At 62.5% G+C, this 25,251-nt stretch carries 16 protein-coding genes, 2 tRNA genes and 3 rRNA genes; 4 read left to right on the forward strand and 17 right to left on the reverse strand.

What is annotated here, in order from left to right; all coding sequences use genetic code 11:
- The first annotated feature begins 87 nt into the window (after positions 1–87).
- Positions 88–996, forward strand: a complete 909-nt coding sequence (locus WK25_RS28265; RefSeq protein WP_059548544.1) for a LysR family transcriptional regulator — start codon at positions 88–90, stop codon at positions 994–996.
- A 211-nt stretch (positions 997–1,207) separates the two neighbouring features.
- Positions 1,208–2,800, forward strand: coding sequence for an inorganic phosphate transporter (locus WK25_RS28270; RefSeq protein ID WP_040138717.1), 1,593 nt, complete (start codon positions 1,208–1,210; stop codon positions 2,798–2,800).
- Positions 2,801–2,947: 147 nt separating this feature from the next.
- Here WK25_RS28270 and WK25_RS28275 read toward each other — a convergent pair.
- Positions 2,948–4,080, reverse strand: a protein-coding gene (locus WK25_RS28275) for an IS3 family transposase (RefSeq protein ID WP_156789118.1) whose coding sequence is annotated in 2 segments (ribosomal slippage) — positions 2,948–3,831 and positions 3,831–4,080 — 1,134 coding nt in all. Because the reading frame shifts where the segments join, the coding sequence is not laid out codon by codon here.
- Between the two features lie 416 nt (positions 4,081–4,496).
- Between WK25_RS28275 and WK25_RS28285 the strand changes: the two genes are divergently transcribed.
- Positions 4,497–5,240 carry a 2OG-Fe(II) oxygenase gene (locus WK25_RS28285; protein ID WP_069243348.1) on the forward strand — a complete coding sequence of 248 codons (744 nt, stop codon included), beginning with the start codon at positions 4,497–4,499 and terminating at the stop codon, positions 5,238–5,240.
- 650 nt (positions 5,241–5,890) lie between these two features.
- Here the strand turns inward: WK25_RS28285 and WK25_RS28290 are convergent.
- The 13 genes from WK25_RS28290 to phnS form a co-directional block, all read right to left on the reverse strand.
- Positions 5,891–7,315, reverse strand: coding sequence for an MFS transporter (locus WK25_RS28290; RefSeq protein ID WP_069243349.1), 1,425 nt, complete (start codon positions 7,313–7,315; stop codon positions 5,891–5,893).
- A 573-nt stretch (positions 7,316–7,888) separates the two neighbouring features.
- Positions 7,889–8,001: ribosomal RNA gene (rrf, locus tag WK25_RS28295) — 5S ribosomal RNA — on the reverse strand.
- 130 nt (positions 8,002–8,131) lie between these two features.
- Positions 8,132–11,012, reverse strand: a 23S ribosomal RNA gene (locus WK25_RS28300).
- Between the two features lie 445 nt (positions 11,013–11,457).
- Positions 11,458–11,533, reverse strand: a tRNA-Ala gene (locus WK25_RS28310).
- Positions 11,534–11,573: 40 nt separating this feature from the next.
- Positions 11,574–11,650, reverse strand: a tRNA-Ile gene (locus tag WK25_RS28315).
- 63 nt (positions 11,651–11,713) lie between these two features.
- Positions 11,714–13,246: ribosomal RNA gene (locus WK25_RS28320) — 16S ribosomal RNA — on the reverse strand.
- Together the 16S, 23S and 5S rRNA genes with 2 tRNA genes alongside form the textbook arrangement of a ribosomal RNA operon.
- A 509-nt stretch (positions 13,247–13,755) precedes the next feature.
- Positions 13,756–14,307 (reverse strand): phosphonate degradation HD-domain oxygenase, encoded by a 552-nt coding sequence (locus WK25_RS28325; RefSeq protein WP_040138720.1) that lies wholly within the window; start codon positions 14,305–14,307, stop codon positions 13,756–13,758.
- Positions 14,308–14,311: 4 nt separating this feature from the next.
- Positions 14,312–15,766, reverse strand: a complete 1,455-nt coding sequence (phnY, locus tag WK25_RS28330) for a phosphonoacetaldehyde dehydrogenase (protein WP_069243351.1) — start codon at positions 15,764–15,766, stop codon at positions 14,312–14,314.
- Positions 15,763–17,073: a phosphonoacetate hydrolase gene (gene phnA, locus WK25_RS28335; RefSeq protein ID WP_069243352.1), complete on the reverse strand. Its 1,311-nt coding sequence runs from the start codon at positions 17,071–17,073 to the stop codon at positions 15,763–15,765. Before phnA ends, phnY begins: the two co-directional genes overlap by 4 nt.
- On the reverse strand, positions 17,070–17,930 hold the full coding sequence (gene phnV / locus WK25_RS28340; RefSeq protein WP_069243353.1) for a 2-aminoethylphosphonate ABC transport system, membrane component PhnV: 861 nt from the start codon (positions 17,928–17,930) through the stop codon (positions 17,070–17,072). Before phnV ends, phnA begins: the two co-directional genes overlap by 4 nt.
- A complete protein-coding gene (locus WK25_RS28345; RefSeq protein ID WP_069243354.1) occupies positions 17,920–18,840 on the reverse strand; it encodes a 2-aminoethylphosphonate ABC transporter permease subunit in 921 nt (306 codons plus the stop codon). The genes phnV and WK25_RS28345 overlap by 11 nt, the downstream gene beginning before the upstream one ends.
- Positions 18,818–19,921 carry a 2-aminoethylphosphonate ABC transport system ATP-binding subunit PhnT gene (gene phnT, locus WK25_RS28350; RefSeq protein WP_069243355.1) on the reverse strand — a complete coding sequence of 368 codons (1,104 nt, stop codon included), beginning with the start codon at positions 19,919–19,921 and terminating at the stop codon, positions 18,818–18,820. The genes WK25_RS28345 and phnT overlap by 23 nt, the downstream gene beginning before the upstream one ends.
- Positions 19,922–19,955: 34 nt before the next feature.
- The gene (phnS, locus tag WK25_RS28355) at positions 19,956–21,047 is read right to left on the reverse strand and encodes a 2-aminoethylphosphonate ABC transporter substrate-binding protein (protein ID WP_040138726.1); all 1,092 of its coding nucleotides are present in this window, start codon (positions 21,045–21,047) and stop codon (positions 19,956–19,958) included.
- Between the two features lie 253 nt (positions 21,048–21,300).
- Between phnS and WK25_RS28360 the strand changes: the two genes are divergently transcribed.
- Positions 21,301–22,410 (forward strand): 2-aminoethylphosphonate--pyruvate transaminase, encoded by a 1,110-nt coding sequence (locus WK25_RS28360; RefSeq protein WP_069243356.1) that lies wholly within the window; start codon positions 21,301–21,303, stop codon positions 22,408–22,410.
- A gap of 102 nt (positions 22,411–22,512) precedes the next feature.
- Here the strand turns inward: WK25_RS28360 and WK25_RS28365 are convergent, their stop codons facing one another.
- From WK25_RS28365 to aroQ, 3 genes are read right to left on the reverse strand one after another with little or no spacing between them, the layout of a single operon-like run.
- Positions 22,513–23,856, reverse strand: a complete 1,344-nt coding sequence (locus tag WK25_RS28365; protein ID WP_040138728.1) for an MFS transporter — start codon at positions 23,854–23,856, stop codon at positions 22,513–22,515.
- A 42-nt stretch (positions 23,857–23,898) separates the two neighbouring features.
- A complete protein-coding gene (locus WK25_RS28370) occupies positions 23,899–24,753 on the reverse strand; it encodes a shikimate dehydrogenase (RefSeq protein WP_069243357.1) in 855 nt (284 codons plus the stop codon).
- Entirely contained in the window at positions 24,750–25,205 is a 456-nt protein-coding gene (gene aroQ / locus WK25_RS28375; RefSeq protein ID WP_059548284.1) for a type II 3-dehydroquinate dehydratase, read from the reverse strand. Before aroQ ends, WK25_RS28370 begins: the two co-directional genes overlap by 4 nt.
- Positions 25,206–25,251: the final 46 nt, after the last annotated feature.

The raw sequence follows: 25,251 nt of genomic DNA on the forward strand, positions 1-25,251 counted from the left end.
ATTTCATCCCATGAAATAAAATGGCATTATTTCATTCATCCATTAGATTTCTTCATGCGTTTATCTGTCTCCCGGTAACTCAATGCCATGCTGGAACGATTCCATCTCGCCGTGATCCGTGAAGTCGAGCGTCAGGGCTCGCTGACGGCCGCCGCCAACGCGTTGCATCTCACCCAATCGGCGCTCAGCCATACGGTCCGCAAGCTCGAGCAGCAGCTCGGCACACCGATTTGGGACCGCGAAGGCCGCGGCCTGCGGCTCACGCAGGGCGGCCAATATCTGCTTAAGCTCGCGAACCGGCTGCTGCCACAATTCGAGTTGGCGGAGGAGCGGATGAAGCAGTACGCGAAGGGCGAACGCGGCACCCTGCGCATCGGGATGGAGTGCCATCCGTGCTACCAATGGCTGCTGAAGGTCGTGTCGCCCTACCTCTCCCGCTGGCCCGACGTCGATGTGGACGTCAAGCAGCGCTTTCAATTCGGCGGCATCGGCGCGCTCCTGGGTCATGACGTCGACGTGCTCGTCACGCCAGATCCGCTGAACCGGCCGGGGCTGCGCTTCGATCCCGTGTTCGATTACGAGCAGGTGCTGGTCGTCGCCGACGCGCATCGGTTCGCGCACGCCGAGTACGTTACGCCCCAGCAGCTGACCGACGAGATTCTGATCACCTACCCGGTCGAGACCGACCGGCTCGACATCTACAACCAGTTCCTGACGCCGGCCGGCATCGTGCCGCGGCGCCACAAGTCGATCGAGACGACCGACATCATGCTGCAGATGGTGGCGAGCGGACGCGGCGTGGCCGCGCTACCGCGCTGGCTCGCCGACGAATACGCGGACCGGATGCCGGTGGTGCCGGTCAGGCTCGGCAAGAAGGGCATCGCGAAACAGATCTTTCTCGGCATCCGCGAGGCGGACGCGTCGATCGACTATCTGGCCGCGTTCGTGACGTTGGCGCGCGAATCGACGGGGCACGCACCGCGCATGCTTCGCTAGGCGGCTCGCGTGCTGCGTCCGCGATGGGGTTCCGGTGGCGGCACGTGCTCACTATGTGGGGAATGGCGCGCGTCGCCACGGCATCTCGCGTCGCCACGATTCGGCTCCCGGCTTTCACATTCGTAAGACGACGATTCGATGTCCGTACTGTCATCAAACTGACTGCTAGCGAAAGCTAGGATCGGACGCGATTCCCTTACGAGATGCCGTCATGAATCAGTCTGCCCAGTCCGCCGCAAACAATTCCGGCTCTACCGAACGCAGCCGGCAGGTCGGCTATGCCGCCTTCCTGCTGGTACTCGCGATCGGCGCGGTCTATATCGCCACCCATCTGATCGCCGATTTGGCGCCCGTCCGCGAAGGATCGCTGTTCCCGTATCTGATGCTCGGCGCCGCGCTGCTGATCGCGCTCGGATTCGAGTTCGTCAACGGCTTCCACGACACGGCGAATGCGGTCGCGACCGTGATCTATACGCACTCGCTAACGCCGAACGTCGCGGTAATCTGGTCCGGCATGTGGAACTTCCTCGGCGTGATGGTTTCGAGCGGTGCCGTCGCGTTCGGCATCCTGCAGTTGCTGCCGGTCGAGCTGATCCTGCAGGTCGGCAGCGGATCGGGTTTCGCGATGGTGTTCGCGCTGCTGATTGCCGCGATCGTATGGAACCTCGCAACCTGGTATTTCGGATTGCCGTCGTCGAGTTCTCATACGTTGATCGGCTCGATCATCGGTGTCGGGCTGATGAACCAGCTGATGCACGGCCCGTCGGGCACGAGCGGCGTCGACTGGGCTCAGGCGCTCGGCGTCGGCAAGTCGCTGCTGTTCTCGCCGATCGTCGGGTTCCTGTGCGCGTCGCTGCTGCTGCTCCTGCTGAAAGCCGCCGTGCGGATTCCGGAACTGTACCAGGAGCCGCCGAAGGATCAGCCGCCGCCGTTCTGGATCCGCTGCCTGCTGATCCTCACGTGCACCGGCGTGTCGTTCGCGCACGGGTCGAACGACGGACAGAAGGGAATGGGACTGATCATGCTGATCCTGATCGGCACGGTGCCGACCGCGTATGCACTGAACAAGGCCGTCACGCCGGCCGAATCGCAGACGTTCGTCGCCGTCGCGAATCAGGCCGCCGCGACCTTCGCAAAATACTCGAATGGCGTCGCACCGTCGGCGAATCCGCGTGCCGACGTCGAGCACTTCGTGCAGCACCGTCAGATGACGCCCGCAGTGCTGCCGGGCGTTCAACAGCTTTCCACGTCGCTGGCGGCCGCGGTCGGCTCGTCGGGTTCGATGGCAGCCGTGCCGCAGGGCGACGTCGACAACGTGCGCAACACGATGTATCTGGTGTCCGAAGCGATTCGCCTGATCGAGAAGTCGGGGCAACCCGCGTTCGCCGCCGACGACAAGCTCGCGATCGACAACTATCGCAAGCAGCTCGATCACGCGACGAAGTTCATCCCGACCTGGGTGAAGGTCGCTGTCGCGATCGCGCTCGGTCTCGGCACGATGGTCGGGTGGAAGCGGATCGTCGTGACCGTCGGCGAGAAAATCGGCAAGCAGCATCTGACGTACGGCCAGGGTGCATCCGCCGAACTCGTCGCGATGCTAACGATCGGCGCGGCAGATGCGTACGGGTTGCCGGTGTCGACGACGCATGTGCTGTCGTCGGGCGTCGCAGGCACGATGGCGGCGAACGGGTCCGGGCTGCAATGGAGCACGGTGCGCAGCCTCGTGCTGGCTTGGGTGCTGACACTGCCGGCGTCGATCGCGCTGGCGGCAGGGCTTTACTGGTTGTTCCGGTCGGTGGCTTGATCCGGCGGACGGCGGGCGGCCGGTGAATCCGGTCGTCCGCGGTCGATGGGACGGGTGTTGTTTCTCCGTTTCTCCGTTTCTCCGTTTCTCCGTTTCTCCGTTTCTCCGTTTCTGAAGTGGTCAAGTAACTCTGGACATAGCTCCGGGTTAGGCTGCAAGCGCGTCGAAACGCGCTGGCGGCATTCCCTTCGCAGCCGAGTGAAGGCGACGATGGTTGTAGAAATCGACTAAATAGTCGGTGATGTCTTGCTCTGCATGGCGGTGATCGAAGTACAACTGCTCGCCGATCCATTCACTTTTGAGGCTTCGGAAGAAGCGCTCGACCACCGCATTGCCCCAACAGTTGCCGCGCCGGCTCATACTCTGGATCGCGCCACGGGCGCGCAGCTCGGCGAGAAAGCGCGTGCTCGTGTATTGGCAGCCCTGATCCGAATGGAACATCAAGCCTGGTGCCGGGCGACGATGATCGTAAGCCCGTCTTAATGCCTTGAGCACCAAGTCGGTGTCCGCGTGCTGACTAAACGCCCAGCCCACAATGCGGCGCGCATACAGATCCATGACGACGGCCACGTAAAGCCATCCCTGCCTAGTCTGCACAAACGTGATGTCGCCCACCCATACCTGATTGCGCTGCGCCGGATCGAATCGTCGTGCAAGCAGATTCGGCGCAATCAGACTCTCGGCTTGCGCCACTCGATAACGATGTACGCGCTTAGACCGCACCAGCCGAGCCTTACGCATCAACGATCGTGCTCGATAACGTCCTACGTTGTGTCCGAGCAAGCGCAACGCTTGCGACATCCTCCTGCTGCCGTAGCTTCGACGAGTCTCCTCATGAATACGGCGCACCGCTTCCAGTACCGTCGCATCGCGATTTGATCTGCCTTGGCGCGCCCTCCATGCGTAATAGCTGCTGCGTGCTACACCAGCCAGTCGACAAATCAGCGCTACCGGGTAGGCCTTCTCCATCGCCTGGATCACTTCCAGGAGCGTTCGAGCTCCTTGACGAAGAAGGCCGTGGATTTTTTTAAAACTTCACGCTCCCGTTCGAGTTCGGCTACGCGCGCCTCCAGTTCCTTGATCCGACGCGCGTCTGCACTGAGTTGTGCCGGACTCGGCGCATCTAAACTGTGTGCCGCTCGCCACTGTGCGACCCAGCGACGCAGTGCGGTCTCCCCAACTCCTACAGCCTCACACGCCTTGGAAAAGGGGTAACCCTGCTCTACGACGAGTCGTATCGCTTCTTCTTTGAATTCCTCGGAAAACGCACGCCTGACCATGCTTTGGCCCTCCAGACGACACGTTACCTCCTTTTCGAACTGTCCAAGGGCATTGAACCACTACAACGACACGTTACCTCCTTTTCGAACTGTCCAAGGGCATTGAACCACTACACTTCTCCGCTTCTCCGCTTCTCCGCTTCTCCGCTTCTCCGCTTCTCCGCTTCTCCGCTTCTTCGCTCCTGGTCCCGCGCGTTTCGCGGTCTTACCGCGTTCTGCATATTCGCACCGAGCCGCAAGCTCTCCCGCCATTTCATCTCCGAATTGAAGCGCAAGATCTGGAGCGCGCCGGCAGACGCACAGGACTAGACTGGATCCATCGACGCTCATCGCTGCGTGAATGGCGGGCGGAACGCGTCCGTACCGCTGCATGCGGCCTCACGATGCCCTATTGCCGACGAACCGAGGTACACCCTGTGAAAATTGCCGACCTGCAACCTGCCGCCGCATCGATGGACGTCGCGCGAAGGGTCGATGCGATCGATTGGCCGTCCGTCGAGGGCGAGCTGGACCGATACGGCTGCGCGCGCGTACCGGGCCTGCTGTCCGCAAGCGAGTGCGAGGCTCTCGCGTCGCTCTATGCTCGGGATACGCTGTACCGTTCACGCGTGGTCATGGCCCGGCACGGCTTCGGACGCGGCGAGTACAAGTATTTCGCGTATCCGCTGCCGGCGATCATCGCTGAACTCCGCGCGACGATCTATCCGCGTCTCGCACCGATCGCGAATCGCTGGAACGAGGCGCTTGGAGCCGACGTCCGCTATCCGAAAGATCATTGGTCGTTCCTCGACCGGTGCCATGCAGCGGGACAGACGCGACCCACGCCATTGATCCTGGAATACGGTGCCGACGACTACAACTGCCTTCATCAGGACCTCTATGGGGAACACGTGTTCCCGCTCCAGGTTGCGATCCTGCTGTCGGCGCCCGGCCGCGATTTCACGGGTGGCGAGTTCGTGCTGACGGAACAGCGTCCACGGATGCAGTCGCGTGCGGAAGTGGTGCCGCTGACGCAAGGCGACGCAGTGATCTTCGCGGTGCACGGCAGGCCCGTGCACGGAACGCGAGGTGTCTATCGCGTCAACTTGCGCCATGGTGTGAGCAGGATTCGAAGCGGCCGCCGCCACACGGTCGGCATCATCTTCCACGACGCCGAGTGACAGCAATCGAGGCGAGCGCGGTGCCGGCTCGGCTTTCGGCTTTCGGCTTTCGGCTTTCGGCTTTCGGCTTTCGGCTTTCGGCTTTCGGCTTTCGGCTTTCGGCTTTCGGCTTTCGGCTCTTTGGCTCTTTGGCTCTTTGGCTCTTTGGCCCTTTGGCCCTGTGGCTTCCCGCCTGCCGCCTGCCACCCGCCACCCGCCACCCGCCACCTGCCGCTTGCCGCTTGCCGCTTGCCGCTTGCCGCTTGCCGCTTGCCGCTTGCCGCTTGCGGCTTGCGGTTTGCGGTTTGCGGTTTGCGGTTCGCGGTTCGCGGTTCGCGGTTCGCGGTTTGCGGTTTGCGGTTTGCGGTTTGCGGTTTGCGGTTTGCGGTTTGCGGTTTGCGGTTTGCGGTTTGCGGTTTGCGGCGTCGGCAGTCGGGCAGTCGTGCCCACGCGCCTCGGGCCCTAGGACTCCGGCATTCAACTTGATTCGCACCGACCGCGCCGCACGTCGTTGTCCAACGCGCAGCGCAATCTGCTCGTTTGCGTCCGGAATCGCGATTGCCGTCGCGCCGGCCCACACCGCAGCGGAGCAAGCAGACCGGCGCCCCAAGCGCGCCACAGACGACACGGGTACTCACCTGTCGCGCATTCAATGCACGTCGCGTATCGCCCTATCCTCGTGCGATATTCGCCCGCAAGCGGTCACCCGCATCGGAGGCCAATCGCGCATAGCCGGGCAATGTCGCCAGCGCAAGCGCGCCTGCCGCGACGAACGCCCAGCGGAAATCGTCTAGGACGTAGTGCATGCCGGCGACGTCGCCGCGCACCAATGCCGCGAGCCGCAACGACAACGCGCCGAATGCGATTCCCATCCCGATCGTCATCTGCTGCGCGGCACTCCATAACGTGCTGGCCGCGCTCGTCTGCTGGGCGGGAATATCCGCATACGCCAACGTCGCGAGCGTCGTGAACTGCATCGACCTCGTGAGCCCGTACACGAAAACGACGAACAGCGTGATCGCGAGTGGCGTCGAAGCAGTCAACCAGCCGCATGCGATCGTAAAGAGCCCGACGATAGTCACGTCGACGAGCGCCACGCGGCGGAAGCCGAAGCGGTCGAGGATCCACGACGTCCCGGCTTTCATTCCGAGGTTGCCCAACGCACTCGCGAGCAGCAGCAGCCCCGACTGGAACGGCGACAGCCCGAAGCCGATTTGGAACAGCAGCGGCAGCAGATACGGCACCGCGTTGATCGCGATCCGCGTGAGCGAGCCGGTGATCACGGTCACCGAGAACGTCGGCACGTTCAGTGTCGTGAAGTCGAGTAGCGGATGCGCGCAGCGGCGCGCGTGGATCCACGCGGCGATGCCGAACAGCATGCTGGCGCCGACCAACATGCCGGCGCGCGCGAAGTCGACGTCCTGCTGGCCGGCCGCTTCGGTACCGAGCAGCAGACACGTCAGCGCCCCACCGGCCAGCACGAAGCCGCCCCAGTCGAGCGGCCGCCGCTCGTCGGCCCGCGTGTTGCGCACGATCAGCCACGTGCAGACGAGTGCGGCAATACCGAACGGGACGTTCAACAGGAAGATCCATCGCCATGACGCGTAGGTCGTGATGAAACCGCCGACCGGCGGTCCGACGACCGGTGCGACGATGCCCGGCCACGTGATCGTCGCGATCGCGCGCATCAGCTTTGCCTTGTCGGTGCTGCGCACGACGATCATCCGTCCGACCGGCACCATCATCGCCCCGCCGACGCCTTGGAGCAGGCGTGCGGCCGTGAACGTCATCACGCCTTCGGAGAGGCCGCACAACACCGACGCGCCGGTGAAGACCACGATGGCGGTCGCGAAGACCGTCCTCGACCCATAGCGATCTGCGACCCAGCCGCTGATCGGGATGAAGACCGCGAGCGCGAGCATGTAGGCCGTCATCCCGAGACTGAGCGCGTTCGGTCCGACGCCGAACGAGCGCGCCATTTGCGGCAGCGCGGTCGCGATCACGGTCGTGTCGAGATATTCCATGAAGAACGTGGCGGCAACGAGATACGGCAGGAAGTCGGTCGTCCGACCACGTTGGGCAGAGCTGTCGGTCATGAACGGTGCGGGAGACAGGATGCAAGATGCGCCGACCGCCAGCAGATACAGACGAACGGCGAAGATCGGAATGAAAGAGCGATATTACCTTGAAGGGTTGACGTTCCGCTTTCGCCCGCATGCCGTGAACGGATTTTGTGCGCGTGGATTTTTATGACGATCTCCGGCGGCGGCAGCCCGTAGCGCAAACCCCTTCCGAATTGGTGTTATTTGCCGACGGTTTGGACGATGAAACGTGGAGTTCCGTTCAAACAGCGCATTTACGCCCGCCATCGTTTTCGTTCACAACACCATGAAAGGATGTAGTCCGCGACACATTGCCCAATGTGCGGTCAGTTTCGGGATGTCGCAGGGGACGTGTGCCACGGCAATCGGAATTGGCGAAGCATTGGTGAAAGCCGGATCGACCGACCTGCCGTCGGGACGGTAAAGCGATCCGCACTGATGATGGATCTTGCGGTGGCGCGGCCCGCAGGCGGCCGCAGGCTGCCAGCGCCTCTCACGCTGCCATTTCCGCCGCCGCAAATGCAAAAACCCCCGCCTGTTCGGGCGGGGGTTTCTGGCTTGAGGGGAGCCTGACGATTACCTACTTTCACACGGGAATCCGCACTATCATCGGCGTAGAGTCGTTTCACGGTCCTGTTCGGGATGGGAAGGGGTGGGACCGACTCGCTATGGTCATCAGGCAAAGAGGGTTGTCCTGCTGGCGTGGCCAGCAGAACCAATCTTGGAAGAAGCAGTAATTTTGGGTTGTGTGTATCACACACGAGAATCCAACCGTCCGACGCGCTCTGTAGCGCGAAACAGACTTGTTATAGGATCAAGCCTTACGGGCAATTAGTATCGGTTAGCTGAACGCATTACTGCGCTTACACACCCGACCTATCAACGTCCTGGTCTCGAACGACCCTTCAAGGGGATCTAGTCCCCAGGGATATCTCATCTTAAGGCGAGTTTCCCGCTTAGATGCTTTCAGCGGTTATCTCTTCCGAACATAGCTACCCGGCGATGCCACTGGCGTGACAACCGGTACACCAGAGGTTCGTCCACTCCGGTCCTCTCGTACTAGGAGCAGCCCCCTTCAAATATCCAACGCCCACGGCAGATAGGGACCAAACTGTCTCACGACGTTTTAAACCCAGCTCACGTACCTCTTTAAATGGCGAACAGCCATACCCTTGGGACCGGCTACAGCCCCAGGATGAGATGAGCCGACATCGAGGTGCCAAACACCGCCGTCGATATGAACTCTTGGGCGGTATCAGCCTGTTATCCCCAGAGTACCTTTTATCCGTTGAGCGATGGCCCTTCCATACAGAACCACCGGATCACTATGACCTGCTTTCGCACCTGCTCGACTTGTCGGTCTCGCAGTTAAGCACGCTTATGCCATTGCACTATCAGCACGATTTCCGACCGTACCTAGCGTACCTTCGTACTCCTCCGTTACGCTTTGGGAGGAGACCGCCCCAGTCAAACTGCCTACCATGCACTGTCCCCGACCCGGATCACGGGCCAAGGTTAGAACCTCAAACAAACCAGGGTGGTATTTCAAGGACGGCTCCACCGAAACTAGCGTTCCGGTTTCATAGCCTCCCACCTATCCTACACAGATCGGTTCAAAGTCCAATGCAAAGCTACAGTAAAGGTTCATGGGGTCTTTCCGTCTAGCCGCGGGTAGATTGCATCATCACAAACACTTCAACTTCGCTGAGTCTCGGGAGGAGACAGTGTGGCCATCGTTACGCCATTCGTGCAGGTCGGAACTTACCCGACAAGGAATTTCGCTACCTTAGGACCGTTATAGTTACGGCCGCCGTTTACCGGGACTTCAATCAAGAGCTTGCACCCCATCATTTAATCTTCCGGCACCGGGCAGGCGTCACACCCTATACGTCCACTTTCGTGTTTGCAGAGTGCTGTGTTTTTATTAAACAGTCGCAGCCACCAGTTTATTGCAACCCCTTCACCCTCCTGGCGCAGGCCAGTCAAGCTACAAGGGCGTACCTTATCCCGAAGTTACGGTACCAATTTGCCGAGTTCCTTCTCCCGAGTTCTCTCAAGCGCCTTAGAATACTCATCTCGCCCACCTGTGTCGGTTTGCGGTACGGTCATCGTTAGACTGAAGCTTAGAGGCTTTTCTTGGAACCACTTCCAATTGCTTCGCTCCCGAAGGAGCTCGCGCCACACCCTTGAATTACGCGCCCGGATTTGCCTAAGCGCCTTCTCCAATGCAGCGACCGGGACTTCCAACACCCGGACAACCTTCCGCGATCCGTCCCCCCATCGCATCTAACGACGGTGCAGGAATATTGACCTGCTTCCCATCAGCTACGCATTTCTGCCTCGCCTTAGGGGCCGACTCACCCTACGCCGATGAACGTTGCGTAGGAAACCTTGGGCTTACGGCGAGGGGGCCTTTCACCCCCTTTATCGCTACTCATGTCAGCATTCGCACTTCCGATACCTCCAGCACGCTTTTCAACGCACCTTCGCAGGCTTACGGAACGCTCTCCTACCATGCGTGCAAGCACGCATCCGCAGCTTCGGTATATAGCTTAGCCCCGTTACATCTTCCGCGCAGGACGACTCGATCAGTGAGCTATTACGCTTTCTTTAAAGGGTGGCTGCTTCTAAGCCAACCTCCTGACTGTTTTAGCCTTCCCACTTCGTTTCCCACTTAGCTATATTTGGGGACCTTAGCTGGCGGTCTGGGTTGTTTCCCTCTTGACACCGGACGTTAGCACCCGATGTCTGTCTCCCGTGATTGCACTCTTCGGTATTCGGAGTTTGCTATGGCGGGGTAATCTGCAATAGACCCCCCAACCATGACAGTGCTCTACCCCCGAAGGTGAGACACGAGGCACTACCTAAATAGTTTTCGGAGAGAACCAGCTATTTCCAGGTTTGTTTAGCCTTTCACCCCTATCCACAGCTCATCCCCTAACTTTTCAACGTTAGTGGGTTCGGACCTCCAGTACGTGTTACCGCACCTTCATCCTGGCCATGGATAGATCACCTGGTTTCGGGTCTACGCCCAGCAACTGAACGCCCTATTCGGACTCGCTTTCGCTACGCCTGCCCTATACGGTTAAGCTTGCTACTGAACGTAAGTCGCTGACCCATTATACAAAAGGTACGCCGTCACCCCTTGCGAGGCTCCGACTGTTTGTATGCATGCGGTTTCAGGATCTATTTCACTCCCCTCCCGGGGTTCTTTTCGCCTTTCCCTCACGGTACTGGTTCACTATCGGTCGATCACGAGTATTTAGCCTTGGAGGATGGTCCCCCCATCTTCAGACAGGATTTCACGTGTCCCGCCCTACTTGTCGCACACCTAGTTCTTTCATACTGTTTTCGCCTACAGGGCTATCACCTGCTATGGCCGCACTTTCCAGAGCGTTCGGCTAACAATATAAATAAAGAGTGCAAGGCTCATCCCATTTCGCTCGCCACTACTTTGGGAATCTCGGTTGATTTCTTTTCCTGCGGTTACTTAGATGTTTCAGTTCACCGCGTTCGCTTCACATGGCCTATGTATTCAGCCATGGATACTCCATAAGGAGTGGGTTTCCCCATTCGGACATCTACGGATCAAAGCTCGTTTGCCAGCTCCCCGTAGCTTTTCGCAGGCTACCGCGTCCTTCATCGCCTGTGATCGCCAAGGCATCCACCACATGCACTTGTTCGCTTGACCCTATAACGAGTCTGTCTCTCGATCATCGTTAGCGCTTTAGCGCTTACGAGGATCCGATACAAAGTACGTTACAGGTTGAGTTCTCGCGTTGTGCCGTATTCCAAGTTGATGTCGACCAGAGTTGGCGCTTTAGCGCTTACTCTGGTCCCACTCCCGTAGGGAGCCGAACATGAAGTTCGAATCATCTTGAGATACATCGATACAATCACAACCCGGATAGTTTCCACGTCCATCTCAAAGACGCTTCCGCTATCCAAATTACTTACTTCTTCCAGATTGTTAAAGAACGACAGCCGATATGGTGTTACTCATATCACTCTGACTGGCTCAATCGCCAATGAGTAATATTCGATTCGTTCTCTCGAACTCCATCAAACATTATCCATTGGGCTCCCTTCGGGAGTGAGATGCTCGTAAGCGCTGAAGCGCTAACGATCATCGCAATTGGTGGAGGCAGACGGGATCGAACCGACGACCCCCTGCTTGCAAAGCAGGTGCTCTCCCAGCTGAGCTATGCCCCCATGAGTACAGATTTGCCTCAGGTGTGTTACCGCCAGACAATGGTGGGTCTGGTTGGATTCGAACCAACGACCCCCGCCTTATCAAGACGGTGCTCTAACCGACTGAGCTACAGACCCCTGAGTCTGTCTTTAATTTACAGCCGATAAGCGTGAGCGCTCAATTTTGCGAGATAGCTCTGGAAAGGAGGTGATCCAGCCGCACCTTCCGATACGGCTACCTTGTTACGACTTCACCCCAGTCATGAATCCTACCGTGGTGACCGTCCTCCTTGCGGTTAGACTAGCCACTTCTGGTAAAACCCACTCCCATGGTGTGACGGGCGGTGTGTACAAGACCCGGGAACGTATTCACCGCGGCATGCTGATCCGCGATTACTAGCGATTCCAGCTTCATGCACTCGAGTTGCAGAGTGCAATCCGGACTACGATCGGTTTTCTGGGATTAGCTCCCCCTCGCGGGTTGGCAACCCTCTGTTCCGACCATTGTATGACGTGTGAAGCCCTACCCATAAGGGCCATGAGGACTTGACGTCATCCCCACCTTCCTCCGGTTTGTCACCGGCAGTCTCCTTAGAGTGCTCTTGCGTAGCAACTAAGGACAAGGGTTGCGCTCGTTGCGGGACTTAACCCAACATCTCACGACACGAGCTGACGACAGCCATGCAGCACCTGTGCGCCGGTTCTCTTTCGAGCACTCCCGAATCTCTTCAGGATTCCGACCATGTCAAGGGTAGGTAAGGTTTTTCGCGTTGCATCGAATTAATCCACATCATCCACCGCTTGTGCGGGTCCCCGTCAATTCCTTTGAGTTTTAATCTTGCGACCGTACTCCCCAGGCGGTCAACTTCACGCGTTAGCTACGTTACTAAGGAAATGAATCCCCAACAACTAGTTGACATCGTTTAGGGCGTGGACTACCAGGGTATCTAATCCTGTTTGCTCCCCACGCTTTCGTGCATGAGCGTCAGTATTGGCCCAGGGGGCTGCCTTCGCCATCGGTATTCCTCCACATCTCTACGCATTTCACTGCTACACGTGGAATTCTACCCCCCTCTGCCATACTCTAGCCTGCCAGTCACCAATGCAGTTCCCAGGTTGAGCCCGGGGATTTCACATCGGTCTTAGCAAACCGCCTGCGCACGCTTTACGCCCAGTAATTCCGATTAACGCTTGCACCCTACGTATTACCGCGGCTGCTGGCACGTAGTTAGCCGGTGCTTATTCTTCCGGTACCGTCATCCCCCGGCTGTATTAGAGCCAAGGATTTCTTTCCGGACAAAAGTGCTTTACAACCCGAAGGCCTTCTTCACACACGCGGCATTGCTGGATCAGGCTTTCGCCCATTGTCCAAAATTCCCCACTGCTGCCTCCCGTAGGAGTCTGGGCCGTGTCTCAGTCCCAGTGTGGCTGGTCGTCCTCTCAGACCAGCTACTGATCGTCGCCTTGGTAGGCCTTTACCCCACCAACTAGCTAATCAGCCATCGGCCAACCCTATAGCGCGAGGCCCGAAGGTCCCCCGCTTTCATCCGTAGATCGTATGCGGTATTAATCCGGCTTTCGCCGGGCTATCCCCCACTACAGGACATGTTCCGATGTATTACTCACCCGTTCGCCACTCGCCACCAGGTGCAAGCACCCGTGCTGCCGTTCGACTTGCATGTGTAAGGCATGCCGCCAGCGTTCAATCTGAGCCAGGATCAAACTCTTCAGTTCAAACCTGTTACTGTTTTCGGTTCCGTTAAGAACCGGTCGCTCACTCAAAGCTGACAGGAATATGAATCACTTCATAAACCTGACTTACTTTAGTGTGAGACTCTTGATACTTTTGCTATCTGATCCGAAGATCAGCTCGCTGCCATCAAGCGCCCACACTTATCGGCTGTTAATTTTTAAAGAGCATTCCTGCGAGGAACTTCGCGTTTCCCGGCAGCGCTGCGTTTTCAGCAGCAGAGAAGCGAGATTATGAACCGCCTTTCTTCGCTCGTCAACAACTTTCTGAACTGCTTCGTTGCGACCGCGAGGGGTTCAGCTTCGTGTGCCCAGGGCCGCTACCGCTGACCCAATCGCACCGCTTCCCTTCTTCTCCCGCGCCGCGTTTCCGTTAGCGCGAAAGAGGCGTGATTCTAGGCATCGTTCAGCGATCGCGCAAGGGGTTTCCGAAAAAATTTAAGGCCCCCGCACGCTGCCGCGTGCGGGGGCCTTAAATAGACACGGTTCAATCGTCAGGCCACACGCACCTGGCGCGCCACTATCTCCATATAGTGATCGAGACCGGGCGTCACCTTGCCGGCCTCCTTCGCCGCGTCGTCCCAGCGGCGCAGACGCAGCGCGTCTGCCGCGAACGGACGCCGCAGGAACGCCGCCGCTTCATCGTCACTATAGATGCCGCCCTGCAGCGCAAGGCTGCGCGCCGAATCCGCCGACAGGCTCTCGACATACCCGGCATCCGTACGGCACAGGCAACGCTTCGCGTCGACATGCAGCCGGATTGGCTCCAGCACCGCGTCGCCGAACAGCGGCCGCACGAACGGCAACACGTAATACTGATGCAGATCGTCGATCCCGCGCGCGCTCGGCGTCTCCCCCTGACAACTCAGCAGATGGCCAAGATCGTGGAGGAACGCCGCCGCGACCAGTGCGTCGTCGGCGCCCGATTCTTCCGCCAGCAAGCCGCTCTGCAACGCGTGCTCCAGTTGCGTGACCGGTTCGCCGCTATACGCGACGTGGCCGTGCTCGCGATACAGACCGTGAATCTCTTCCACTGTCAGTGCCATCCGCTTACTCCCACGGCAACGAAAACGTCTTCAGGTTCGTGAAGCTCTTCATCGCTTCCTGAACGCCCTCCTTATAGCCGAGCCCCGAATCCTTGATCCCGCCGAACGGCGACAGCTCGATCCGGTATCCAGGCACCTCCCACACGTTCACCGTCCCGACTTTCAATTCGTTCACGAACCGCACGACCGCGGCCGTGCTGTCCGTGCAGACGCCCGACGACAACCCGAACGCGGTGCCGTTGCTGATCCGGATCGCATCGTCGATCGTGTCGAACGCGATGATCGGCGATACGGGACCGAATGTTTCGTCGCGTACGATCGTCATCGACGGATCGACGTTGTCGAGCACGGTCGGCGCATACAGCGCACCACGACGTACGTTGCCGATCAGCAGGCGCGCGCCCCGCGCAACAGCGTCGTCGACTCGCGCTTCGAACAGCCGCGCCGCTGCATCGTCGATCACCGTCCCCATGTCGTTCGCGGGATCGAACGGATCGCCGTACTTCCATGCGCGCGTCTTCTCGACGAGCAATTCGGTAAACGCCGGCGCAATCGAGCGCTGTACCAGAATCCGCTTCACGGCCGTGCAGCGCTGCCCCGAATTCCGATACGAGCCGAGTACGGCGAGCGACGCCGCACGTTCCAGATCGGCATCGTCGAGAACAATCAGCGGGTCGTTGCCGCCCAGCTCCAGCACGATGCGCCGATACCCGGCCCGCGCGGCGATCGCCTTGCCGATCGACACGCCGCCCGTAAAGGTAATCAGCGACGCATGCGGATGCGTAACGAGTTCATCGGCAATTTCGCGCGGATCGCCGGTCAGCACCTGCAGCATCGGTTCCGGCAAGCCGGCCTCGTAGAGCAGGTCCGCCAGATAAAACGCCGACAGCGGCACCTTCTCCGACGGCTTCACGATCACGCGGTTGTTGGTCGCGATCGCCGGCGCGATCTTGTGCGCAACCTGATTCATCGGGTGATTGAACGGCGTGATCGCGACGATCACGCCGTCGAGCGGCTGACGCTGCGAGAACACGCGCCGCGCCTTCCCGTGAGGCGTCAGGTCGCATGAGAAGCTCTGCGCGTCGTCGCGCAACGCCTCGGCCGACGCGAACTTCAGCACGTCGGCAACGCGGCCGATCTCGTAACGGGAATCCTGTTTCGACAATCCCGACTCGAGCGTGATCAGATCGGACGCTTCGTCGGCTCGCTCGCGCAGCAGCGCGGCCGCGCGCTCGAGGATCTGCGAACGCTCGTAACGCGTCAGCGCCGGCCGATACGCGATCGCGTAGTCGAATGCAGCGCGCACGTCCTCGACGCTCGCAAGCGGCGCCGTTCCGACGCGCGTGCCGGTGTACGGATCGGCGACGTCGAACACACGGTCGCGCAGCGCGCGCGTGCCGCACCACCGCAGCGTCTCGGCGCGGAACGCGGGGTGATCTTGCCGGGGATGAGCCATCATGTCGCGATCCGGTTCAACACGAAATCGAACACGTCGAAGTTGCGCGGACGGCGCACGGGATCGCCCCGCTCGATCCGACGATTGAACAGCAACGGCACTTCCTGCTCGGACACGCCGCCATGCGAGCGCAGCGGCACGGTCAGGCCGGACAGATCGTGTTCGCGCTCCCGCGTGCCGAGCGTCGTGTCCCGCCGAGCGATCACGACGAGATCGCCGATCCGGTCGGCCGGCAATTCGAAGCGCGCGGCGGCTTCCGCGTTGTCGAGCACGAGTTCGACGCCGTCGAGCCGGCCGATGCGCCACATCGCTTCGGCGCGGTCGGCGCCCGGCGCCAGATAAACCGTGGCAAACGAGCCGAGCGCGCCGTGATGCACGACGTACGGATCGGTGATCGGCAGGATCACGCGCGCGGCGCGCGCACCGAACCAGCCGTCGAACGCGTCCTGCAGGTAGATGACGTTCGGGCGGCCCGTCGCGGGATCGTGCTTCGCGTTCATCCCGTGGTCGGCGGTGAGCCCGATCGCCCAGCCGAGCCCGTCGAGCTGCGCCAGGTAGCCGTCCATCATCGCGTAGAACGCGTTCGCGCCCGCGCTGCCCGGCGCGCATTTGTGCTGCACATAGTCGGTGGTCGACAGGTACATCAAGTCGATCTGGCGTTTCTGCGCAAGGCGCACGCCGGCCGCGAACACGAACTCGGACAGCGCCGCGCTGTACACGTCCGGCGACGGCAGCCCGACCCAGTCGAGCACGTCGACAATCCCGTTCTCCGCGAGATTCGCCTGCGCAGCCTTCTCGGCGGAGAAGCAGATACCGTTCATCCGCCAGCCGAGCAGCCGCCGCAGCTTGTCCTTCGCGGTGACGACGGCCACGCGCGCGCCGGCGTCGGCGGCCGCCGCGAGCAGCGTGCCGGCACGCAAGTAGGCCGGGTCGTTCATCATCACTTCGGCGCCGCGTCCATCGTCGGCGGCCGGATCCCAGAAGTAGTTGCCGCAGATCCCGTGCACTGACGGCGGCACGCCGCATACGATCGACAGGTTGTTCGGGTTCGTGAAGGTCGGCACGACGCAATCGGCGCGCCATGCGGTGCCTTCGGCGATGATCCGGCCGATGAACGGCGCGACGCCCGCTTCGACCGCGCGCTCGAGATAGTCGTACTCGCAGCCGTCGACGCAGACGACGACGGTCGGTTCGACCGGCAGCCGGTAGCGCCGGCCATTGACGTCGACGCAGCGCCCGGCGAGACGGGTCGAATCCGTGCCGGCGTCTGGCTGCTCGCCGGGAAGCCGCAACGCGAACGCGGCGTTCATGATGCGGCCCGCTTGCCGCGCGGCACACGCGCGGCGATCAGCAGCAGCGCCGCGAGCGACGCGCCGAGCATCAGCAGCGACAACGCCGATGCGGGAAGGTAGTAGCCGCGCTCGACCTGGCCGATGACGACGATCGGCACAGTCGCGAACCCCGGCGGATACACGGTCAGCGTCGCACCGAGTTCGCCGAGCGACAGCGCGAAGCCGAGCGCAACGCTCGCGCGCAGCGCCGGCACCAGTTGCGGCAGCAGCACGCGGCGCAGCACCATCGCGGGCGGGGCGCCGAGGCTCGCGGCCGCTTCGCGCAGCACGGTCAGCTCCGGGCGCAGCGCGGCGGCCGCGCACCGATAGCAGAACGGCAAAATCAGCGCGAGCTGCACGAGCACCACGATCGCCGCGGAACTCGACAGGTCCAGCGGCTTCTGGTGATACGCGATCAGCACCGCGAGCCCGAGCACGACGCTCGGCATCCCGTTCGGCACCATCACGAGGGCGTCGACGAGCGCGCCGAGCCCGCGGCGGTCGCGCCCTTCGAGCGCGAGGGCGAGCCACAGCCCGAGAACCGTGCCGAGCGCCGACACGCCGAAGCCGATTTCGAGGCTCGTCAGCAACGCATCGTATTCCGGCGACCCGAGCCGCTCGAACCAGCGCAGGCTGTAACCGGCTGGCAGAATCGTGCCCGACCACTGCGTCGACACGCTCGACAGCGCGACCACGCTCACCGGCAGCACGAACAGCCAGAAGCACGTGAATGCGGCCAGCGCGAGCGCCGCGCGCGACGCATGTTTGCGCAGCGTGTCGCCCCAGCCGATCTGGTGACGCGGCACGGCTTGTCCGATACGGAATTCAGCGGACATCGTTCCCTCCCATCGCGCGCCGGTTCACCCGGCGATAAACCGCATAGAGCGCCAGCGACAGCGCGAGCATCACGACCGCGCCGGCCGACGCGGTCGGCAGATCGAGATCGACGGTCGCGCTGCTGTAGATCGCGACTGGCAGTGTCACGAGCCGTGCGCTGCCGAGCACCAGCAGGATCCCGAATTCGTTCAGGGTCAGCAGAAAGCACAGCACGGTGCCGGCCGCGATGCCCGGCCACGCGATCGGCATCACGATGCGACGCGCGAGCATCCACCCGGACGCGCCGAGACTGCGCGCCGCCTCGACCAGACGCAGGTCGAGCGTCGCGAACGATGCCAGCGTCGGTCGAACCACGAACGGCGTGTAAAACACCGTCTGCGCAAGGATCACGCCACCGGTACCGAACAGGAAATCGAGCGGCGGATTCTCGAGATGGAGCAGATGCTGCAGCGCGATGCTGATCGAGCCTTGCGACCCGTACAGGAAAATCAGCGTGAACGCGACGAGGAACGACGGGAACGCGACGTACAGTTCCAGGAAACGCGTGACGAGCGACGCGCCCGGGAACGGTTTGAAGAACAGAAGCGCGGCGAGCAGCACGCCGAGCACGGACGCGCTGCCCGCGCTTGCGAACAGCACGCCGACGGTCGTCATCATCACGTTGCGCGTATCCGGGTTGCCGAAGAACGCGCGGTACGCGGCGAAGCTGAGCCCGTGATCGCCGGATACGCTCAGCAGCACAAGACGCACGAACGGATAGATGACGAGCGGCCCCAGCACGACCATCGCGAGCGCGGCGATGTGCAGGTCGCTCATGCGCTGGCGGCGTCGCGCGGCCGCGGCATGCTCGGCGGCCGATGCGTGCAGCCGCGGCGTCAGGCCGGCTTCAGGGCTCGATAAGGACGACATCGTCTGCCTCGCAATGCAGGGACACGCGCGCGCCGCGCTCGGGGGCCGCGCCGCGGCCGCGTTGCATCGTCACACGCACGGGTTCGTCGGGCGCCGCGTCGATCACGACCGCGACCGACAGGTCGGCGCCCTGCCATTCGACGGACGACACCGTGCCGTGCAGCCCGCCCGCCGCGGGCGGCATCACGGTCAGCCGTTCGGGGCGCACGCACGCGACCTTGTCGCGCACGTCGTGGCGCGGATCGCCAAGCGGGAAAATCACATGCGGCGGCAGCAGGTTCGCCGGGCCGAGATAGCGCGCGACGTAGCCGTCGCGAGGCGCGTCGTACAACTGTTGCGGCGTGCCGAGCTGCGCGATGCGGCCGTCGCGCATCAGCAGCGCGCGGTCGGACAGCACGAGCGCGTCGTCGCGATCGTGCGTCACGCAGACGACGGTCAGGTTCGGCAGCCGCTCGTGCAACGCCTTCAGTTCGCTGCGCACCGACGCGCGCAGATTCGCATCGAGCGCCGACAGCGGCTCGTCGAGCAGCAGCACGTCCGGCTCGATCACGAGCGCGCGGGCCAGCGCGACGCGCTGCTGCATCCCGCCCGACAACTGCGCTGGCAGGTGATGGCCGGTATCGCCGAGCTGCACGAGCTTCAGCGCGTCGGCGACGCGGCGCGTCACTTCCGGCGACGCCATCCTGCGCGCACGCAGCCCGAATGCGACGTTCTCGAACACCGACAGGTGCGGGAACAGCGCGTAATTCTGGAACAGCAGCCCGAGATTGCGCTTGTGCGGCGGCACATAGGTGAGGTCGCGTCCGGCTACGGTCAGCGTGCCGGTCAGGCCATCGGCCTTCACGAACCCGGCGATGAAGCGCAGCAGCGTGGTCTTGCCGCAGCCGCTCTTGCCGAGCACGGTCAGAAATTCGCCGGCGGCGATCGACAGCGACAGATCGTCCAGCACCGTGCGCGCACCGTAGCGCACGCTCAGGTGTTCGATCTGCACGCCGCCTGGCGCGCCGGACCGCAACGTCGCGTGCGGCCCGGCGGCGCCGAATGCGCCGGGATGGGTCAGGGTGGTGTCCACCGGGTTCATCCTCTTGCTTTCGAATTCAGGCGGCGTGCACCGGTCATTTCGGCTTGACGACGTCGAGCTGCTTGCCCGAGCTGCCGATCACGTCCTTCTTCCAACGCTCGATCCACTGCGGCTTCTTCTCCATCACCTGCGCCCAGTCGACCGGAATCAGCTTCACGCCCGCGATCGCCTTCTTCACCGCTTCACCGTTCTTGCCGGCAAGCGGCACGTCAGTGCGGCCCGGAATCCCGTACATGTCGGGCACCTTCGACTGCACTTCGGTCGACATCAGGTAGTCGATCAGCTTCTTGCCGGCGTCCTGGTTCGGGCCGCTCTTGATCAGGCCGATGCCGTACGGCAGCTGGAACGTGGTCGGCTGGTCGCCGGCCTTCGCTGCCAGGAAGATCGGCTTGACGGACAGCGCGCCGTGGTCGGCATCGTCGAGGTCCATCTGCAGGTCGCCGTTCGCGACGCTGATTTCGTTGCGCGACAGCAGCACGTTCAGGTAACCCGTGCCCTTCGTGTGGAACTTCACGCTCTGCGACAGCTTCGCGAGGTAGTCGAACGCCTTGTCCTCGCCCATCAGCGTGGTCGTCAGGATCAGCACGGCCATCCCGTCGCCGGCGGTTGCCGGGTTGGAGTACGCGACCTTGCCGGCATAGCTCGGCGACAACAGGTCGGCGAATGTCTTCGGCTGGTTCTTCACGACGTCCGGGTTGATCGCGAACGAGAAGTAGTTGTTCACGAACGTCGCCCACGTGCCGTCTTCCGCCTTCGCGATCGCCGGCACGTTCTTGTAGTTGACGCTCTGGTAAGGCTGAAGCAGCCCCATCTGGCCGGCTTGCTGGATGAACGGCGGCAGCGTGACGATCACGTCCGCCTTCGGCGAATTCTTTTCGATGTTCGCGCGGTTGACGACCTCGCCGCTACCCGCCGTCACGATGTTGACCTTCACGCCTTCCTTCTTCTCGAACGCAGGCAGCACATCGCGGTAGAGGTTCTCCAGACCGTCCGCCGTGTACAGCACGACCGCATTCGCCGCATGCGCGGGCATCGACGCGGCTTGAAGCAGACCGGCGGCGCAAGCGGCCAGCGCGAACTTCAGGAACGCGCCGCGAGCGGCGCGCGAGGAATTCTGCAGTGTCATCTCACTTCTCCGTAGGCGGACCACCAAGCGGCCGGGGCACGATCCGGCTCCTTCCAGTCGGACAAGCCGCGAACCGGCCTGCCTCGCTGCCGCGCTGCAGGTGGCTTCGCGCGGCAACCGAAGGATCACAGCGTTCGATGACAACCCCGTGACGACTGCCACAATTGCCACAAAATGACATATTTTGCCAATATCCTGCAAGTCGCACAGGCTGCTGTCCCGGAATTTCTCTCGCCCTTTCCTGAGGAAAAACATGCCCGACCCGATTCTGCTCACGCCCGGTCCGCTCGCCACGACCGCCACAACACGCAACGCAATGCAACATGACTGGGGCTCGTGGGACGCCGCTTTCAATCAATTGACGGCCGGCGTCTGCGCGGATCTCGTCGCGATCGCGCACGGCGGCGACGAGTACGTGTGCGTGCCGATGCAGGGTAGCGGCACGTTTTCCGTCGAGGCCGCGCTGGGCACGCTGGTGCCGCGCGACGGCGTCGTGCTGGTGCCGGACAACGGCGCGTATTGCGCGCGCATCCTGAAGATCCTCGGCCGGCTCGGCATCAACGCGATCGCACTGCCGTTCGGCGAGGACACGGCGGTCGACCCGGCCGCGGTCGACGCCACGCTCGCGCGCGAGCCGCGCATCACGCACGTCGCGCTCGTGCATCTGGAAACGAGCGCCGGCATCCTGAACCCGCTCGACGCGATCGCCGCAGTGTGCCGGCGGCACGGCAAGCGGCTGATCGTCGATGCAATGAGTTCGTTCGGCGCGGTGCCGATCGCGCTGGAGGACAGCGGCATCGACGCGCTGATCTCGGCGAGCGGCAAGTGCCTGGAAGGCGTGCCGGGGATGGGTTTCGCGATCGTGCGGCGCGACGCGCTCGACGCGTGCGCAGGCAACTCGCCGTCGCTCGCGCTGGACCTGCACGATCAGCACGCGTACCTGCGCAAGACCGGCCAGTGGCGCTTCACGCCGCCGACGCACGTCGTCGCCGCGCTGCGCGCCGCACTCGACCAGTACCTTGCCGACGGCGGCCAGCCGGCGCGCGGCGCGCGTTATGCGCAGAACTGCCGCACGCTCGTCGACTCGATGTGCGCGCTCGGCTTCGTGCCGTTCCTCGATGCCGCCGTGCAGGCGCCGGTGATCGTCACGTTTCACGCGCCGGATCATCCGGACTACGATTTCCGCCGCTTCTACGACGCGGTGCGCGATGCGGGATTCATTCTTTATCCGGGCAAGCTGACGCAGGTGGAAACGTTTCGCGTCGGCTGCATCGGCGCCATCGATGCCGACGTCATCCGGCGCGCGGTAGCGGCGATCGCACGGGCGGTCGAATCGCTCGGGATTACGGTGCAACGCGCATGACTGCACGCGCATAAACCGGCCCGCGACCGGGCCCGCAAACAAAAACGCCCGGCGACCCACGGGCCGCCGGGCGAACGCACCGAGAGTGCGTGGAGCCGATGCTTAAAGCTCGATCCGCTTGATGTCGCCGACCACGAAGATGTAAGACAGCGCACCGATCAGGGCGATCACGCCGATGAACACCAGCGCGCCGACGAACGAACCCGTGGATGCGACGATAAAGCCGACGACGAGCGGCGTGATGATCCCCGCGAGGTTCGCCGCGAAGTTGAAGATGCCGCCCGTCACGCCGAGCAGGCCGTCCGGCGCGATGTCGGACACGAGCGTCCAGCCGAGCGCGGCCATCCCTTGCGCGAAGAACGCCACCGACATGATCGCGATCACGGCTTCGTTGCTCTGCACGTAGTTCGCGAGAATGATCGTCGACGCGAGCAGCAGGCCCGCAATGATCGGCAGCTTGCGCGCGAGGTTCGCCGACTTGCCGCGACGCAGCAGCCAGTCCGAGAAAATGCCGCCGAACATCACACCGACCGACGCGGCAATGAACGGCATCACCGCGAAGAAGCCGATCTTCAGCCAGCCCATGTGGCGCTCGGTCGCGAGATAGGTCGGGAACCAGGTCAGGAAGAACACGAGCGTCGAGTTGCCGGCGAACTGGCCGAGGCAAATACCCGCGAGCTGACGCTTCTTCACCAGCCGGCCAACCATCGACCAGCTGAACTTGGCCTGCGCCGACCTGGCGCCCGCGTCGCCGTTCTTGCGCGCACCATGAACGAGGCCGCCGCCTGCTTCGATGTACGCAAGCTCCTCCGAGTTCGCGGCCGGATGATTGCGCGGCTCGTGATAAAGCTTCCACCAGACCAGGCCGAACACGATGCCGACTGCGCCGACCACCCAGAACAGCGAGCGCCAGCCGAACGCGCCCATCAACGCGAACAGCACGGGGCTGAAGAACGCAAGGCCGATGTACTCGCCGACGGTATACGTGCCCGTCGCCATCGCGCGCTCGTTCTGCGGGAACCAGGTCGCGACCACGCGGCTATTGGTCGGAAAGCACGGCGCCTCGGTCACGCCGAGGCCGAGCCGGCACGCGAGCAGCGTTGCGACACCGGGCACGAAGCCTTGCAGGAACGTGCACAGCGACCACAGCGTCATCGACCAGTAATAGGTGACCTTGCTGCCGAAGCGGTCGAGAAACAGACCGCCGGGCACCTGCATCGCGACGTACGTCCACGAGAACGCGGAAAACATGATGCCCATCACCGCCGCATTGATGCCGAGCTCCTTGGTGAGCTGCGGCGCAGCCACCCCCAGCACCGTACGGTCGAGGTAGTTGATCATCGTGCCGATCGCGAGCAGCGCAAGGATCTTGTAGCGCGCCGATGTCCGCCGGACCGTGCCGGCCGCCTGCGCCGGCGCGGCGTTGGTATGGGTGGTGTGCTGCATGGTTGTCTCCTGGTCTCTTTTTCGAGCTAGTAGGTAGAAAGGTCAGCGCGCGACGAGCGACTGAAAGTGTTCGAACATCCGCTCGTCGTCGGGCGTGCGGCCGGTGAAGATTTCGAACGCATCGACGGCCTGGTACACGGCCATCCCGCCGCCCGGCAGCGTTGCGCAGCCAGCCGCGCGCGCCGCGCGGAGCAGTTCCGTTTCGAGCGGGAAGTACACGATGTCGGCGACCCACATTCCGGCGTGAAGCAGTTCGGCGGGCAGCGGCAAGCCCGGATGCTTGATCATGCCGGTCGGCGTTGCGTGGATCAGCCCGGTTGCGGCTTTCACCGCGGCCGCGAGGTCGTCGCCGGCCGTGACCCGCGCGGCCGGGAACCGTTGCTGCAGTTCGCCCGCGAGCGTGACCGCACGCGTGCGGTCGACATCGAAAATCGTCAGTTCGGCCGCGCCCATTTGCAGCGCCGCATGCGCGACGGCTGCACCCGCACCGCCCGCGCCGAGCTGCACGACACGCTCGAGCGACGCGGACGGCAGCCCGCGGCGGAACGATTTCGCGAAACCGGACCAGTCGGTGTTGTGGCCGATCCGCTTGCCGTCCCTGAACAACACGGTGTTCACCGCGCCGAGGGCGCGCGCGTCGTCCGACAATTCGTCGAGATGCTCGATCACGCGCTGCTTGCACGGATGCGTGATGTTCAGGCCGTTGTAGCCCATCCGCTGCGCGGCGTCGAGCAATTCGGGCAGCGCGTCGGCGGTCAGCCCGAGCACGTCGAGATCGATGCGGCGATAGACGTAGCCGAAACCCTGGCGGAATCCCTCTTCCTCATGCATCGCGGGCGACAACGAACCGCCGATGCCCTGGCCGATCAGGCCGATCAGAAAGGACGGGCGGCTCATTGCGCGGCTCGCTGGGCAAAAAGGGTCGACAGGCGCTGCAGCGCGAACACGTAGCCTTCGGTACCGCACCCGCAGATCACCGCTTCGGCAATGGCCGCTATATATGAGTGGTGACGGAATGCCTCACGGCGGTGCACGTTGGAAATGTGCACCTCGATCACGGGCTTCGCGATCGCGGACAGCGCATCGGCCAGCGCGACCGACGTATGCGTATAGGCAGCCGGGTTGATCACGATGCCGTGCGTGTCGTGACGCGCGGCATGCAGCCAGTCGATCAGCTGGTGCTCGGCGTTCGACTGGCGGAAGTCGATCTCCAGACCGAGGCCTTCGGCGGCGCTACGGCAACGCTGCTCGACGTCCGCAAGGGTCTCGGCGCCGTAGATATGCGGCTCGCGGGTGCCCAGCAGATTCAGGTTCGGGCCGTTCAGCACCAGCACCTTGTGCTTGCTCATGACGATTTCTGCTCCAAAAACGGGGGCGGAACGTTATCCGATCCGC

Source organism: Burkholderia latens (genome assembly GCF_001718795.1).
Classification (GTDB): domain Bacteria; phylum Pseudomonadota; class Gammaproteobacteria; order Burkholderiales; family Burkholderiaceae; genus Burkholderia; species Burkholderia latens_A.

What these genes read in the sequence shown, in the direction of transcription:
- WK25_RS28265 (WP_059548544.1), top strand. Translation starts at nt 88, where the DNA reads ATGCTGGAACGATTCCATCTCGCCGTGATCCGTGAAGTCGAGCGTCAG.
- WK25_RS28270 (WP_040138717.1), top strand. Translation starts at nt 1,208, where the DNA reads ATGAATCAGTCTGCCCAGTCCGCCGCAAACAATTCCGGCTCTACCGAA.
- WK25_RS28290 (WP_069243349.1), bottom strand. Translation starts at nt 7,315, where the DNA reads ATGACCGACAGCTCTGCCCAACGTGGTCGGACGACCGACTTCCTGCCG.
- WK25_RS28325 (WP_040138720.1), bottom strand. Translation starts at nt 14,307, where the DNA reads ATGGCACTGACAGTGGAAGAGATTCACGGTCTGTATCGCGAGCACGGC.
- phnY (WP_069243351.1), bottom strand. Translation starts at nt 15,766, where the DNA reads ATGATGGCTCATCCCCGGCAAGATCACCCCGCGTTCCGCGCCGAGACG.
- phnA (WP_069243352.1), bottom strand. Translation starts at nt 17,073, where the DNA reads ATGAACGCCGCGTTCGCGTTGCGGCTTCCCGGCGAGCAGCCAGACGCC.
- phnV (WP_069243353.1), bottom strand. Translation starts at nt 17,930, where the DNA reads ATGTCCGCTGAATTCCGTATCGGACAAGCCGTGCCGCGTCACCAGATC.
- WK25_RS28345 (WP_069243354.1), bottom strand. Translation starts at nt 18,840, where the DNA reads ATGTCGTCCTTATCGAGCCCTGAAGCCGGCCTGACGCCGCGGCTGCAC.
- phnT (WP_069243355.1), bottom strand. Translation starts at nt 19,921, where the DNA reads ATGAACCCGGTGGACACCACCCTGACCCATCCCGGCGCATTCGGCGCC.
- phnS (WP_040138726.1), bottom strand. Translation starts at nt 21,047, where the DNA reads ATGACACTGCAGAATTCCTCGCGCGCCGCTCGCGGCGCGTTCCTGAAG.
- WK25_RS28360 (WP_069243356.1), top strand. Translation starts at nt 21,301, where the DNA reads ATGCCCGACCCGATTCTGCTCACGCCCGGTCCGCTCGCCACGACCGCC.
- WK25_RS28365 (WP_040138728.1), bottom strand. Translation starts at nt 23,856, where the DNA reads ATGCAGCACACCACCCATACCAACGCCGCGCCGGCGCAGGCGGCCGGC.
- WK25_RS28370 (WP_069243357.1), bottom strand. Translation starts at nt 24,753, where the DNA reads ATGAGCCGCCCGTCCTTTCTGATCGGCCTGATCGGCCAGGGCATCGGC.
- aroQ (WP_059548284.1), bottom strand. Translation starts at nt 25,205, where the DNA reads ATGAGCAAGCACAAGGTGCTGGTGCTGAACGGCCCGAACCTGAATCTG.